Raw genomic sequence first — 14,207 nt, 5'->3', positions numbered from 1 at the left:
CATCCAAGGACGAGCACACTGTGAACGAAACCCCGGATACACTGGAGAACACCGCTGCTAAGGAACCCCGCAGCGCCGAATTCCAGCCGGAATACCTGGATCCCAGCTCTCCCGCCTTCGACCCCTCGGGGGGTCTTGAACGCTGGGCGCAGCAGATGGACGTGTATACCGGGCCGGATGCGATGCTCGACTTCAACCAGGTCGATTACGTACACATCAATCTCAGTGACGCTAACCCTTCCGGGCTTGCGCAGCTGTTGGCCGGACGCAAAACACGTCTTTCCACCCTGATTCGCGATAAGTCTCTGCTGGGACATGAGATGCGTGCCGCGCGTACCCTGCGCACCAAAATTTATGAGCTCTCGACCGGGCACGGGCTCGATGCCGGGTATTTTGTGGCGGGCACCGCATCATGGTTATCGCATGCGATGCGCGATGATGCCAAAGCCTCTGAAAAACGGTTTATCGCGCCAATTCTGATGGCGCCGCTGAACCTGACACCGCATCCGACAAGCGATGATTTTGAGCTGCAGCTAGCTGGTTCTGCACGCCTGAACCCCGCTATGGTGCGCCAAATCAAACAGGAATATGAGATCGACCTGGGCACTATGGATGTTGCGCAGCTCGCCAACTCAATGTCACGCCTGGACCCTGAACCCGTGATCGAGCGGATGCGTGCCTCCGCCGGGCGTATTCCAGGGATGACCATAGAATCAAAGTATTTTATCTCAACCTTTGCAGATCTGAAGGAAAGCATGGGGGAGCTGCCGCACACTGCGCATACCCCGCTCGTGCGCGATCTTGCGGCGCTCAAAGTTCCCGGTGCGCAGCCGCGCGAGATGAACGCGCACAACCTGCAGCAGCCCCTCAACCAGCGCGATCCCGCCCAAGAAACGCTGCTGTTCGACGCAGACCCCGTGGCGCAGAATATTATTGATACCGCCGCCAGCGGATTTTCGATGACTGTGACAGCCGCACCCGGAACAGAACCGTTACGCACCGCCGTAAATATCGCCTCAACCCTGATGGGGCGCGGAAAGTCGGTTCTGGTCGTGGGAGAAAAACGTTCGACCCTCGCATCCTTTAGCGAGCTTCTGGGACGCACCGGGCTTAACGATCTGCGCTACGATCTGCTGGCAGAACACACTGCCGAAGATCAGCGAACCGAGTTTATTCGCGCTATCGTGCGTAACGAGAATACCGCAGAGCCTAATTCCACAAACCTTAATCGTGAGCTGATCGAAACCCGCACGGCGCTCACAGATCACACTCATGCACTGACGGCGCGCGACCCACTGTGGCATATTTCTATCAGTGAAGCCTTGCAGCGAGTAGCCGAACTCGCCTCTGAGGAGAGCGCGCCGCAGACCCAGGTGCGTTTTAGCCGTCAGCTGCTTGATACCCTGCAAGACCGTGAAGCCATTACCGCCGATATTGTGCGTTTTGCGGAACTGAACGGGTTTACACGCGCAACCCGCACTTCGCCCTGGCATCGTGCCCGTCTGCTTAACGAAGACGAGGCGGCGGATGCCTATGCCCTCGTCATTACCCTGCGTTCCTCGCTTCTTTCCCTGCGCGAGGCGATGAACGCCATGAACGCGAGCCTGCATCTGCGCCGGGCACGTACTATAGCCGATTGGGATGCGCAGCTTGCTATTCTGATTCGCATTCGGGAAACTCTCAAGCGCTTCCGGGCAGAGGTGTACGACCGTCCGGTGACCGACCTGATTGCGGCTACCGCATCCGGCTCATGGCGACGGGAAAACCGTATCGACATGAGCAGTATGCAGCGTTCGCGCCTGCGTCGAGCGGCAAAAGAGTATATTTTGCCGGGAGTGCATATTGGCGATCTGCATGAACATCTCAAAGTTGTGCAGACCGAGCGCGCCGAGTGGATTCGGCTTCTTGATTCGCCCAGCACCCCGAAGATTCCCGAGAACCTGGATGCTTTGGCGAACGCCCTGCACTCGCTGGGCTCAGAGCTTTCGGGGCTTGAGATCATACTCCCTGATACCGCCGAAGGCGTCGACTTTGTGCATACGGATCTTGACCAGCTCGAAGCCCGCCTGGATGCTCTGCTCAACGACCGCGAAGTGCTCATGAGCTTACCCGAACGTGACGTACTCTTAGGGCGGCTCACGAATGCGGGTCTGAGCGATTTTCTGGACGAGCTGGGTGAGCGTGAGGCAAACGCATCCGAGGTGACATCGGAACTCGAACTTGCGTGGTGGCAGTCCGCGCTTGAAGAGCTTCTGGAGCAGCACGCCGAAAAAATTCTTGACGGCGACGAGCTGCGCGATATTGAGGCTCGGTTCCGCCGCGCGGACTACGCCCATATGTCGAGCGCCCAGGCGCGTTTGTTAGCGCATACGGCACGGTTGTGGACGGAACGTATCGAAGAATTCCACGAGCAGGCTTCGTATCTGAAGAGTCAGCTGCGCGGCCGTGAGTTTGATCTCGAGTCGCTTCTGGTGAATGCCCCGGTCATGGCGCGTACTTTGCTGCCGCTGTGGACTGCCAGTCCGTTTTCGCTGGCGCGCCGGGTTCCCATGTCGATGCGTTTTGATGCGGTTATCCTGCTAGATGCTGAGTCCACCCCGCTGGCGGCTAACCTTCCAGCGATTACGCGCGCGGATCAGGTAATCGCCGTGGGCGATCCTCATGCCGGGTTCCCTGCGCCGTTTATTGTTTCGGCGCCAACTTCGGGTGCACCAGCATCGGATTCTCACCGGTTGGAGAGCACTTTTGGGGCGCTTTCACGTCTGCTTCCGAACCGCACGCTCTCGCTCGTGCATCGTCCCTTTGACCGCGTGCTTTTCGACTACCTGAATCGGGAATTCTATGGGTCTCACCTGCGCGAAATTCCGGTGAGCCCGGCATCCCGCAAGCCCGTGAGCACGCTGAGTATTGAGTATATTGATACGCGCGGGAAGGTGAGCGATAACGCGAACCTGGAATCCCCGAGCGTTGAAGTGGACCGTGTAACCCGTTTGGTGCTTGAGCACGCCTACCGCCGCCCCGAACGTTCTTTGGCGGTGGTGACGGCGAGCCCGAAGCATGCCCAGCGGATTGCCGGGGCGGTGCGCCAAGCCTTGAATACGTACCCGCAGCTTGCCGAGTTTTTCAAGCCCGGTACCGAGTCTTTCCGGGTGGTGGATGTAAACCGTGCGGGGTCGCTGGAACGCGATACCATCATTTTCTCGCTGGGTGTGGGGCGTGCCCGGCTGGGGCAGAGCTCCCATAATCTGGGGCTGCTATCGGGCCCGCACGGTCGTGAAGGCTTCGTAGTGGGACTCACTCGTGCACGGCGGGCCACGCATATTGTTAGCTGCGTGAGTCCAACCGATATGAATGCGCAGAAACTCCACGAGGGTGCGCTGGATCTATACCGGTTGATGCTCGCCTATGAGGAGAACCAGCAGCAGATTGCGGCGCAGACTCCACGCGAGGACGTTCTTGCGTCTAACGCCTGGCTAGAGACTGAGGACGAGCCAACCGACCCGGTAACGCAGGACTGGCTGCTTAACGATGCAGTAGCACGCCTGCGCGAACGCGGCGTTCGGGTGCGGCCCGGCGAAGACGAGATAGCCTTTATCGCGCTGGCACCGCAACAGCTCATTCATACCGAATCTGAACAGGAGAGCGCACAGCGGATGCCGCTCATGGTGGGGTCGGATGTGCTGTTTGATTACACGACCGAGAGCGTGCGTGAGCATACTCGCCTGGTTCCTGAAAGGTTGAGCCGCACGGGCTGGAACTACGTAACCCTTAACACCTTGGAGGTTTTCGCCGATCCCGAGGCAGTGGTGGCGCGTATCCTACGGTATTTGGGTATATATGCAGACTAGGCGCTTCTGCACCCTCCCGGCAGCGCAGAGCTGAAAGGACGAACCTATGGGTGAGTATTCTCCAACACCGAAACCGCGCAGAGGCCATCGACGCGCCAGCGGGGGAGGCGCATTAGCAGGGGACGAGCCGCGCATTGCGGGCGTGAACGCACCGCTTCACGCACATACGCCAACGCCTGCACGCAAAGAGATCTCCGGGAAGTCAGCCGCGAATCGAGGAAACCTACGGCATGCCCGCGGCTCGGCGCAGGAACATTTAACCCCCGAAGAACGTGCCCGTCTAGAGTGGATGCGCGAACAAAAACCCCCGCACTGGGGCTAGTGCCGCAGTACAGGGAGGGAACGATTCTTCGTGTGACTACTCTGCTTGAGATGAGCTTGAGCTGGAACCTTTATCGGTGCTGTAGAACCCGGATCCTTTGAAGACGACGCCCACGGTGTTGAAGCGTTTGCGAAGTGTGTCTTCACCGCATTGCGGGCAGGTGCGCAGGGCGTCCTCGCTGAACGACTGGCGTTTCTCGAAAGCGTGCCCACAGTTTTTGCACTGGTAAACGTAGACCGGCATGGTTCTCCTGAATGACAGATCCTAGGGCAGACGCGAGCGCGGCGGCTGCCGTGTGTTGCGTATAGAGTGTACCGCGAACCTCACCCGGTTTCGACTTGGGTGGCGTGCCGCGCGGGGCTTAGCGCAGGCAGAATGTTCTTAAGTTCTCGGTCTAGAGCGTGGAATCGCCGAGGGGCTCTATGCCGTTCTCGGTCAGCACGCGGGGGAGCACGGCATCCCATTCATCGTAGGGAATGCTTTCGAGCACTTCATGGGAAAACACCACGCCTACGGTGCTCTCACGCAGTTTATCTGCCGAAAGGGCAGGGATGATGCGGTCATAGTAGCCTCCGCCCTGCCCTAGACGGCGGCCGTTGCGTGCATAGGCGAGCGCCGGAACTAGCCGCAGGTCGGCGGCAACAAAAGCCTGGGTGTCATACTCTTCGCCTTCGGGTTCGGCAATGCCCAAGCCGTTGAGCGGATGCTCCACGTGTGGGTCCCAGACAACCCAGGCGAGGGTGCGTGCCGGGCGTACTACGGGCACCAGGATGCGGTGCCCGCGCGCGTGCAGGTCGTGAAGCGCTGCGGTGATAGGCGGTTCGGAGGCGGTGGGCAGGTACGCCGCGATAGTTTGCGCCTGCGCGTCCTTGGGGATCAGCGAAAGAATATGGTCGCGGTATTGCTGTTTCATCTGCTCGTGTTCCGCCGCTGTGCGGGCGTTTTTGACGATCAGGCGTTGCGGGCGAATTTGGGAGCGCAGTATCTGCTTGTCGAGGGCGGTATCTTCGGGAGTTTTGCTGTGGGGCGCATCGTTGCTCTCGTGCGGGGCGGATACGGTGCTGGGCTCGGGTTTCATGGTTCTCCTGGGTGAGTGCGTTCACCATTGCGATAATGTTGTGCAGCGAGTGCGATGCTCGACGATATCTTATAGTGCCTAACCTGCAAAGGTGCAGCGGGGTATTTTTTAAATTCTTGCACGAAGGTACGTGTCAAATTGTAGTATTACAGGCTGTGAAAGAGGGTGCATGAGTTATGCTTATTGGTATGACTAAAGTATCTAAGTCTGTCACTAAGGCTGTTATTCCGGCGGCTGGTCTGGGGACCAGGTTCTTGCCCGCAACGAAGGCGACTCCTAAGGAAATGCTTCCGGTCGTTGATCGCCCCGCAATTCAGTACGTGGTAGAAGAGGCAATCCGCGCCGGCCTGAACGATGTTCTTATGATTACCGGCCGTAACAAGCGTGCGCTTGAAGACCATTTTGACCGTGTTCCGGTCCTAGAAAGTCAGCTGGCCGAGCAGGGTAAAGACGCCCTTCTGAAAGCTGTTGAAGCAACGAATGAGTTGGGTGAACTGCACTATGTGCGCCAGGGCGACCCTAAAGGTCTGGGCCATGCAGTTTTGCGCGGCAAGGTACATGTAGGGGATGAACCCTTCGCGGTTTTGCTGGGCGATGACCTGATCGACGAAAAAGAGGATTTGCTCTCGCGAATGGTCGAGGTTCAGCAGGCTACCGGCGGTTCCGTGATCGCTCTTATGGAGGTTCCCCACGAGTCTATCTCAGCCTACGGTGCCGCTGCTATCGAGGCGGTTGAAGGTCAGGACGGCTACGTGAAGGTCACCGGTCTTGTTGAGAAGCCCGCCCCCGAGGAAGCACCCTCGAACTATGCGGTGATTGGTCGCTACGTGCTCAGCTCGAAGGTATTCGAGGTGCTGGAAAACACGGCTCCGGGTCGCGGCAACGAAATTCAGCTGACCGATGCACTGCAGACTTTGGCAGTCGGCACCGGCGAAGGTGAGGGCGTATACGGTGTGGTCTTCAAGGGGCGCCGCTTCGATACGGGGGATAAGCTCTCGTATCTGAAGGCAAACGTTATTCTTGCTTCCGAACGCGAAGATCTCGGCCCTGAACTTCGTGAATGGCTGAAAGAATTTGCCGATAAGAACTGCTAATCACTCTTTGCATAATCTCTAGTCCTATCAGGGGCGATAGTTCGGTTTTATGACCTGCTGTCGCCCCTGATTCATTTACATAATGTTCGACTGTGTTCGATAGTATTTATACATGCACGGGAAATGTGCTGAGCGCATATTTTCTAGAAGAGCCCTGAATATTCCAGGTTTCTTTGGTATATTTTCGCACGGTATACGTAGATGAATGCGAACACTGTCCTGTACTAGGTAAGATGAAAAGTCCTAGGTTTTATAAATGTTAGCTTGAAGGGATAGATACACATGACGATTTTGAGCACGTCGGGTGTTCTCGTAGTTTTAGCGGTCGTCATGCTGTTGTGGTTTATACCGCGGAATATGCGTCGTGCATCCGCCGCAGACACCCCCGAACAGACGGTTGTAAACCCACATTCCATGACTGATGATGTTCTGACCTCGCATTCCATTCTTTTTTCTGAGGAGTCCGCAGTGCCCGGTTCTGACCCCAAGAAATCCAACGCCGCGAGCGGAAACGTGCCCCCGCTCAGTGAAGAAGAGACGAGCGCCGCGCTCTCCGATCTGCGCGAAGCCTCGCCGGTCGAACCTTTTACCAGCCCTGTGCCCGTTTTAGAACAGAAACCTTGGTTGCCGGAACGCCTGCATCGCCTAGGAACCCTGCGCCTGACCCTGCTCGGTATCGGCGCGCTGGTGGCACTTATTCTGATTTTCTCGCTGATTCTCTCCCTCATGGGGTGGCTGCCGTGGAGCGCCCCCACGGTTTCCTTCGTGGCGCTCGCGGGGATCGGCGGTGCCCTCTACTACCTGGGGCAGCCCAAGGATGGGCACGAAGAACCTGATGCGGCGTATCCCGAAACCTCCGGACATAATGCGCTGCCCATCGAGGGTGAGGCTACCGAAGAGGAATTCGCGCAGGATGAGGCACACGAGCTAGACGTCGAGGAACCTGAAGAAACCTCACCGAGTCGTTCTTCCAAGGCCAGCAGGTGGGGTTCGCTACGCTGGAACTCGGGGCGTGCATCCCGCAAATCTACGCTGGAGGAAGAGTCTTCAGAACAGGGTGTTCCCGCAGACCATGCGCCACAGATCGGTGCCGATGAATTCGCAGCAGAGCCTCACGAGCTGAGCGAAGAGCCGGTGCATGAGGAATACGTCGAATACGCTGAATCGTACTCAGCTGAGGATGCGCAGCAGCACTTTTCCGGTACTTCGCACGCCCGCAGGCTTCCGGCGCAGTTGCACCCTAAGTACCCTCCGCAGCAGGCCCCCGAACCCGTTCTGTACGACGATGACCAGGGTGCAAGCCACGAAGCTTCATACGAGCAAGCTCCTTCCGCACACGCGTTTTCAGCATCGGCGGCGGAGGAGGCTCCCGCACAGGATGTTTTTGTGCAGCCGAAGAACCTGCACCGCGCGCCCGCACCCCAGCCCGAGGCGCAGCGGCACGAGACCCGTTTTGTCGGGTCTGCATCTGCTCAGGGGCAGACCCCGCGCCGTCCGGCACGCATTCCGGGAACGCATCTGCGCCCGCTGGAACGCACGAGTGAACTTTTCGATCAGGAAGTTCAGACCACTCCAACCGGGCAAATCCCGGTGACTCCCGCACCCGGAAATACTGTGAATGCTCCACAACGCGAAGGTGCTGCGCCTAGGAACGGATTCTTAGAATCGGCTCCCGCGAATACAAACCAGACTCAGGGGTATTCCGCGCCCTCTGGTATGAGTAATACTTCTGCTCAGGATGCGGCGTTTGGCTCCGGCATGCAGGATCGCGCGGATGACTCTGCACATTCCGCGCCGTATCGTAGTGCAGCACATAATCCATACCTTGCGCAGCCGCAGAATACCGCGCAAAATCCGTATGCTGCGCCAGCTCAGGGCTACGGTACGCACCAGGGCCAGGGTGTGGGGCAACATCAGCAGGGTATGCAGCAAAACCAAAACGCAGGTCAGAACCGGCAGGCGGCTCAGACAGGCTTAGGACAGCAGAGCCTCGGCGAACAGCAGGGATACGGTCAGCGCAGCTTTGCACCGCAAAACCAGAAGCACCAGACCTCCACGGCTCAGCATACGAACGCTCAGAATTCCGGGCCTGGATTTGCGCCTTCGCGCTCTGTAGCGGAGGAGAAGAATCTTCCTCCTGCAGGGTTCACCCCGCAGGGAGCTATCCGCCCCATGAACCAGGAACCTCCGCGGTCGCAGCGTCCGATGGGAACCACCACAGGCTCAGGTGCGCAGAATTCACGCTTCCAGCAAGGACCGGCGACCGGTTCTGTTCCGGTAGGAGGCGGGTCTGGGTTTACGAATACGAGCCAATTCGATGTTCCGGTTCCACTTGATCTCGACGATTCTGAGTTCGAGCCTCTCGATATTATTCCGGTCGTGGATGAACCCGGCGAGCGTTCGGGCTCCTCCTCGAACGCATCCGCGTCCTATAAGCGGGGGAACATGCCGGGGACAGGAGCATCTTTCACCGGGGTATCACAGAAAACATGGACCCCCACCCAGCTTCCGAAGCCGCTGAGTTCTTTGCATCAGAAGAAGCCCAATGGAAGTGATGGCGGCCCGAATAACGGAGAGCAGAAGTAGCGGTTCGCTGGATCTCTAGATTAATTTCTGCAACAGAGTAAAAAGGCTCCCCATACATCTGGGGAGCCTTTTTACGTGCCTTGGGAAAAGAATGAAGCGAGTAATTCAGTAAGGATGCTTTTGCATAGGGAAAGGAGGAGGTTCCATCTGGAACCTCCTCCTTCGCATCACACACAGGAAGAAAAGTCTTCAAAACCGTATCTAGGAGGCCTTCCCACAAGGCGTATCCTATTTGGTAATAAAAATATAACCTAATTTCGAGGTGTCTGCCAACCGCAAATCCTGGAAAAATAGCGACACTCTGTCAGTATATTTAGGGTTACCTAACCGAAAACCCCGTGTTTACGGGGATAGACCCCAAATAATAGGGTGCAGAAAAAAATTTAAATTTTTTTGATTGCGGGACCATGTGCACTACGTAGAACCTCAAAGCAACATATGTACACCCTCAGCTGATGAGTACCATACCCAAAACATGAGAGAATGAGGGGGTGAAAGAATGGTTTGCGGCTCTGCCTCTCGAACTTGCTGTCGTCATCATGTGGGGCATCGGTATTTTGCGCACCAGCATCGTCTACGCCCTGGGCTACCTTGCCGCCACGGGAAGCGCGCGCCTAGAGCGCATCCGTAACGCCATGCAGACCCCGCTCTACACACGAGCCACCGCCATGATCAACCGGTGGGGAGCCTACGCCGTGCCGCTGTGTTTTCTGACGGTCGGACTGCAGACCGCCGTCATCATTACCACGGGGTTCACGAAAATGCCGATGCGCCGCTGGCTGCCCGGCATGCTTCTGGGCACCCTGATATGGGCGATTATCTACGTCACTATCGGGTTTGCCCTCCTCGCCGCCTTCGGATTTGAGCCGTGGATGGTGCCACTCATCTTTGTCGCGCTTATTCTGATCAGCCTGACAGCCTCAAAGATTCGCACCTATATCGCTGATAAGCGGCAGTCTTAGCCCGTTTTTACCCTATATTCCACGGATACACCCCGCGTATCCCGCCCGCTGTGCTAGCGTGGTGGCATGAGTGAAAACAGCACCAACGCACGGGCAGAGGAAAAAGCAAGAGCCGACGAGCTTCCGCACCATATCGCAAATCTTCTCTACACTCCGCAGGCCCTACCAGCCCAGGTGCTTGAACGCTCTGAGTTGCGCATTGCATATGTGCCGGGAATTATGCCCGGAAAATGGTTCACCCGCTGGCATGAGCGTTACGGCGACCGCGCGCCCCTGGCTGAAATTCCGGTGGGGGAGGGGTTGGGAATTCAGGCCCTTACCATAGAGCTTTCCACCTCCCAAAGCGCAGAACCGCTTGCACACATGGCGATTGTGCGCCCCAACCACGAACCGCGCAGCAGAGACACAGACGAGTACCACAGCATCAGGCTGTATGAGGAAATACCCGTGCTGATCATGCCCAGCGACCACGTGCTCACAGTGCTTGACGAGGTGAGCTTTGAAGACCTCGCCGAAGAATTTCTGCTTCACGACCCCGCCGATTACCCCGCCTGGGCTGAAGCCTCCAACACATGGCGCGCCGAAAACCCAAGGTTCCTGCCCGAATTTACCGGCGATCGTGAGGCTCTTGAGCTCGTTGCCGCAGGAATTGGCCTGTACATTGCACCCATGTCCGTGGCGCGATTCTACCATCGCAAAGACCTTACCTATCGCCCGATGCGCGGCCTTGAACCCTACCCGGTGACCCTCACCTGGAGGCGGGCACCGGTGGCGCATCCGCGTCCCGAAAGAGAAGAAACTCTGATCCAGGACTTTATCGGTATTGTGCGCGGGCGAACCGCATCCAGCGAGCGAGGAAGTGAGACGAAGCAGAGCCGCGCTAAGCGCATTGCTGATGAGAAAGCAAAGACGAAAGCGAAAAACCGTGCCGCCAATGCCCGCCGTGAGGCTCGTGATCGGAAGAAATCGAACGCCAAAAAGAGCGGAAACCTCCGAGAATATGCCCGTCACAACGCTCAAGCCGTCCGTGCGCGGCGTGCAGGAAAGAAACGCTAAAGCGGTAAACTTAACATCATGGCATTGGTAATGGAAACCCGTCCCGCAGCCTACGCGGTCATTATCGAGCAGGGCAAACTGCTCATGACCCGCTGGGTGCCCGAGGATCGCGCCCAAAGTCCGCTCTGGTCGCTGCCCGGCGGAGGCATGGAACCGGGCGAGCAGGCCGACGAAACCGCCCTGCGAGAAACCCTCGAAGAAACTGGGTACAGCGTTGCCATCGAAGATATTTTGGGCGTGCACGCCGGGCATTTTCCCGCGCGTAACGGGCTCTCCGACAGTACGCTGCCGTTCTGCGCCCTGCGCATCGTCTACCGCGCCCACGTGGTCACCGGCGAGCTGCGCGCCGAAGAGAACGGTTCTTCCGACAGCGCCTGCTGGGTGCCTATCGCTGAACTCGATACCCTGCGCTACGGCACCCTCATCGACGAGGTCGCATCCATGATGGGCTTTCAAAATGCCGCCGCTTGGTCGCGTGAATACCAAGAATTTCTTGCCGACGAGAACGCGAGGAAAATCTAGTGCATTACCCAAACCGCCCCGCGCCTACCCGCCGCACCATGATAAGCGCCTTAGCCCTAGCTCCGCTTCTTGCCGCCTGCTCGTCAGAGGACGATAAACCGAAAGTGGATCCTTCAGCATCAAGCTACGGAACCCTGCGCGTGGGCATCGGTGCCCTGCGCGAGATGCGGGCGGTCGCATACCTGTACGCTCAGGCGCTTCGCAACGTGGGATATAACGTTGAAGTCGTCACCAACGAAGACAGCCGCAGCAAATTTCTGGATGCGCTCAAACAGACCGAAGCGAACACCCCCGAACCAGACACGCTTGACCTTGTTATTGATTACAGCGGCGATTTGCTGCTGCATCTTACGAACGACGGCAAACTTAGCCCCGCACAAATTCAGGCGGAACGCCAGGCTGCCAGTGCCAGCGCATCTGCGGCGAGTGCCGGGGTCACACTACCGCCCACCCCCACCAACACGCCTTCGCATGATGCGTCCGCCTCCGAAGGTGCAACCGCAAGCCCCAGCGGGGCCATTAACGCGCGCGCACTGAATATTACCGATACTGTTGCCGCTATTAACCGTGTGCTCCCCGAACACCTGGAACTTCTAGACGTTGCTAATGCCCAAAACCGCGATGTTCTCGTGACCACTCGCCAGAACGAAGTGCAGCATAAACTTCGTAGCCTCGCCAACCTTGCGGATGTAAAAGCTACCCTAAGTTTTGCTCTCACCAGCGGATACACCAGCAGCAACTACGGCGTTGCAAGCCTCAAAACCGTCTACAAATACACGGTCGAAAACCCTATTCTCAACGAAAATTCGGCAGAACGGGTGAGTATGCTCAGCAAAGACACCGCGCAGGTGGTCCTTTTGCACAGCGCAGACCCGGCGATTGAGGATAACCGCTTCACAACTCTCGAAGACCCACAGACTACGCAGCTGAACCAACAACTTCTTCCGATTGCGCGTCGTAACCTGCCAGATAGTGCACGCGAAGCTATAAACCGCGTATCATCTACATTAGATACGGGAAACCTATCGTTCTTGCTTCGTCTTACGAGCGGTACTAACCCCATCGCTGACGACGAGGCCGCGAAATTCTTATTAGAGCATCCAAGGAAGTAATGTAACTATGACGAAGTACCGTCAGTCCTCAAAGCTGAACAACGTCCTCTACGATATTCGCGGACCTATTCTCGAAGAAGCCAACCGCATGGAAGCGCTTGGCCACCGCATCCTCAAACTCAATATTGGTAACCCCGCTCCCTTCGGATTTGAAGCGCCGGATGCGATCATGATGGATATCATCCGCCACCTGCCTGTCACACAGGGTTATTCCGATTCCCACGGCCTGTACTCGGCGCGTACCGCCATCGTGCAGTACTACCAGAATCGCGGGATTCTCGACCTTGACACCAACGATATATATCTGGGCAACGGCGTTTCGGAACTGATCCCTATGACCCTGCAGGCGCTATGCGAACCGGGCGATGAAATTCTGGTTCCGATGCCCGACTACCCGCTGTGGACCGCCTCCACCACGCTCGCAGGCGGCAACCCCGTGCATTACCTGTGCGACGAAGAGAACAACTGGTACCCGGATATTGAAGACATTAAGTCGAAGATTACTGAGCGCACCAGGGGCATTGTGGTTATTAACCCCAACAACCCCACCGGTGCCGTGTACTCCCGCGAGATTCTGCAGCAGATTGCTGATGTGGCGCGCGAACATGAGCTCGTGGTCTTTGCCGACGAAATCTACGAGAAGATCACCTACGAAGGCGCCGAGGCTATCAACATGGCCACCATCACCGGTGATGATGTGCTCTGCATGACCTTCTCGGGGCTTTCCAAAGCATACCGCGTCTGCGGTTACCGCGCCGGATGGCTCGCCATTACCGGGCCAAAAGAGGACGCTAAAAACTATATCGAGGGCATTACCCTGCTTGCGTCGATGCGCTTGTGTTCCAACGTGCCCGCCCAGCATGCAATTCAGACCGCACTCGGCGGCTACCAGTCCATTGACGAACTCGTTGCCCCCGGCGGGCGTCTCTACGAGCAGCGCACCCTGGCGTATCGTATGCTCAACGAAATCGACGGCATTACCTGTGAACAGGCCGATGGCGCGCTCTACCTGTTCCCCAAAATTGATACCGAAAAGTTCAACATCAAGAGCGACGAACAGTTCATGCTTGACCTGCTCAAAGATCAGAAAATTCTCTTCAGCCACGGCAGCGCCTTCAACTGGCATAAGCCCGACCACTTCCGCCTGGTTTTCCTGCCGGATGTGCAGACCCTCAAGAGCGCGCTTGAGCGGCTGGGTAACTTCATGGCGGATTACAAACAAAAGAATTAGCGGGGTTTGCTAGGCGGTTTTCCCGCGCTAGTTCGCGCCCATTCCTACTGCTCTTGATGTGTTATCAAACGGATTTTTTCACGCCTGGTAACGCATCAAGAGCTTTTTACGCCTTAGTCTTCGGACTCGGAGCCCTCAGACTCAGCTTCTTCACCCGTTGCATCCTGAGTGTTACGCACCGCGTGCAGGCGTTCCCGGGCGCCTTCAAGCCAGGCTTCACACCGGGAAGCTAACGCCTCACCGCGTTCCCACAGGGCTATCGAAGACTCCAAATTTGAGGTGCCAGATTCTAGCTGCCGCACCACATTCTCAAGCTCGGAGCGCGCCTGCTCATAGCTTAGGGTCTCGACGGGAGCACCCAGCTCTTCCGTATGAAAACTAATATTCTCAGACAAT

At 57.3% G+C, this 14,207-nt stretch carries 12 protein-coding genes; 9 read left to right on the top strand and 3 right to left on the bottom strand.

Annotated features, from left to right (window positions below; translation table 11 throughout):
* Nucleotides 1-20: 20 nt before the first annotated feature.
* Nucleotides 21-3,848, top strand: a complete 3,828-nt coding sequence (locus tag HMPREF0733_RS01010) for a DEAD/DEAH box helicase (RefSeq protein ID WP_013397555.1) — start codon at nt 21-23, stop codon at nt 3,846-3,848.
* Between the two features lie 46 nt (nt 3,849-3,894).
* Nucleotides 3,895-4,170: a hypothetical protein gene (locus tag HMPREF0733_RS01005; protein ID WP_013397554.1), complete on the top strand. Its 276-nt coding sequence runs from the start codon at nt 3,895-3,897 to the stop codon at nt 4,168-4,170.
* 36 nt (nt 4,171-4,206) lie between these two features.
* Here the strand turns inward: HMPREF0733_RS01005 and HMPREF0733_RS01000 are convergent, their stop codons facing one another.
* Both HMPREF0733_RS01000 and HMPREF0733_RS00995 read right to left on the bottom strand, forming a co-directional pair.
* Nucleotides 4,207-4,413 carry an FmdB family zinc ribbon protein gene (locus HMPREF0733_RS01000; RefSeq protein WP_004005195.1) on the bottom strand — a complete coding sequence of 69 codons (207 nt, stop codon included), beginning with the start codon at nt 4,411-4,413 and terminating at the stop codon, nt 4,207-4,209.
* A 151-nt stretch (nt 4,414-4,564) separates the two neighbouring features.
* Nucleotides 4,565-5,248, bottom strand: coding sequence for a 5-formyltetrahydrofolate cyclo-ligase (locus tag HMPREF0733_RS00995; RefSeq protein ID WP_013397553.1), 684 nt, complete (start codon nt 5,246-5,248; stop codon nt 4,565-4,567).
* A 188-nt stretch (nt 5,249-5,436) separates the two neighbouring features.
* Here HMPREF0733_RS00995 and galU point away from each other — a divergent pair, with 188 nt between their 5' ends.
* The 7 genes from galU (at nt 5,437) to HMPREF0733_RS00960 (ending at nt 13,811) form a co-directional block, all read left to right on the top strand.
* Entirely contained in the window at nt 5,437-6,342 is a 906-nt protein-coding gene (gene galU, locus HMPREF0733_RS00990; protein WP_041321840.1) for a UTP--glucose-1-phosphate uridylyltransferase GalU, read from the top strand.
* Nucleotides 6,343-6,624: 282 nt separating this feature from the next.
* Entirely contained in the window at nt 6,625-8,928 is a 2,304-nt protein-coding gene (locus HMPREF0733_RS00985) for a hypothetical protein (RefSeq protein WP_013397551.1), read from the top strand.
* A 491-nt stretch (nt 8,929-9,419) separates the two neighbouring features.
* Nucleotides 9,420-9,890 carry a DedA family protein gene (locus tag HMPREF0733_RS00980; protein WP_013397550.1) on the top strand — a complete coding sequence of 157 codons (471 nt, stop codon included), beginning with the start codon at nt 9,420-9,422 and terminating at the stop codon, nt 9,888-9,890.
* Between the two features lie 66 nt (nt 9,891-9,956).
* Entirely contained in the window at nt 9,957-10,946 is a 990-nt protein-coding gene (locus HMPREF0733_RS00975; RefSeq protein WP_013397549.1) for a LysR substrate-binding domain-containing protein, read from the top strand.
* A gap of 18 nt (nt 10,947-10,964) precedes the next feature.
* Nucleotides 10,965-11,468 (top strand): NUDIX hydrolase, encoded by a 504-nt coding sequence (locus HMPREF0733_RS00970; protein WP_172461376.1) that lies wholly within the window; start codon nt 10,965-10,967, stop codon nt 11,466-11,468.
* The gene (locus HMPREF0733_RS00965) at nt 11,468-12,580 is read left to right on the top strand and encodes a glycine betaine ABC transporter substrate-binding protein (protein WP_239652910.1); all 1,113 of its coding nucleotides are present in this window, start codon (nt 11,468-11,470) and stop codon (nt 12,578-12,580) included. The genes HMPREF0733_RS00970 and HMPREF0733_RS00965 overlap by 1 nt, the downstream gene beginning before the upstream one ends.
* 7 nt (nt 12,581-12,587) lie before the next feature.
* Nucleotides 12,588-13,811 (top strand): pyridoxal phosphate-dependent aminotransferase, encoded by a 1,224-nt coding sequence (locus tag HMPREF0733_RS00960; protein WP_013397547.1) that lies wholly within the window; start codon nt 12,588-12,590, stop codon nt 13,809-13,811.
* Nucleotides 13,812-13,924: 113 nt separating this feature from the next.
* Here the strand turns inward: HMPREF0733_RS00960 and HMPREF0733_RS00955 are convergent, their stop codons facing one another.
* Nucleotides 13,925-14,206: an exodeoxyribonuclease VII small subunit gene (locus tag HMPREF0733_RS00955; protein ID WP_004005186.1), complete on the bottom strand. Its 282-nt coding sequence runs from the start codon at nt 14,204-14,206 to the stop codon at nt 13,925-13,927.
* Nucleotide 14,207: the final 1 nt, after the last annotated feature.

It is taken from the genome of Rothia dentocariosa ATCC 17931, from assembly GCF_000164695.2.
Lineage (GTDB): Bacteria > Actinomycetota > Actinomycetes > Actinomycetales > Micrococcaceae > Rothia > Rothia dentocariosa.
Note: the sequence above shows the minus strand (reverse complement) of the source record. Positions and strands in the feature narration are given on the sequence as shown.

Bases quoted from the DNA above. Each gene is read 5' to 3' on its own strand.
- HMPREF0733_RS01005 (WP_013397554.1), top strand. From the start codon at position 3,895: ATGGGTGAGTATTCTCCAACACCGAAACCGCGCAGAGGCCATCGACGC.
- HMPREF0733_RS01000 (WP_004005195.1), bottom strand. From the start codon at position 4,413: ATGCCGGTCTACGTTTACCAGTGCAAAAACTGTGGGCACGCTTTCGAG.
- HMPREF0733_RS00995 (WP_013397553.1), bottom strand. From the start codon at position 5,248: ATGAAACCCGAGCCCAGCACCGTATCCGCCCCGCACGAGAGCAACGAT.
- galU (WP_041321840.1), top strand. From the start codon at position 5,437: ATGACTAAAGTATCTAAGTCTGTCACTAAGGCTGTTATTCCGGCGGCT.
- HMPREF0733_RS00985 (WP_013397551.1), top strand. From the start codon at position 6,625: ATGACGATTTTGAGCACGTCGGGTGTTCTCGTAGTTTTAGCGGTCGTC.
- HMPREF0733_RS00975 (WP_013397549.1), top strand. From the start codon at position 9,957: ATGAGTGAAAACAGCACCAACGCACGGGCAGAGGAAAAAGCAAGAGCC.
- HMPREF0733_RS00970 (WP_172461376.1), top strand. From the start codon at position 10,965: ATGGCATTGGTAATGGAAACCCGTCCCGCAGCCTACGCGGTCATTATC.
- HMPREF0733_RS00960 (WP_013397547.1), top strand. From the start codon at position 12,588: ATGACGAAGTACCGTCAGTCCTCAAAGCTGAACAACGTCCTCTACGAT.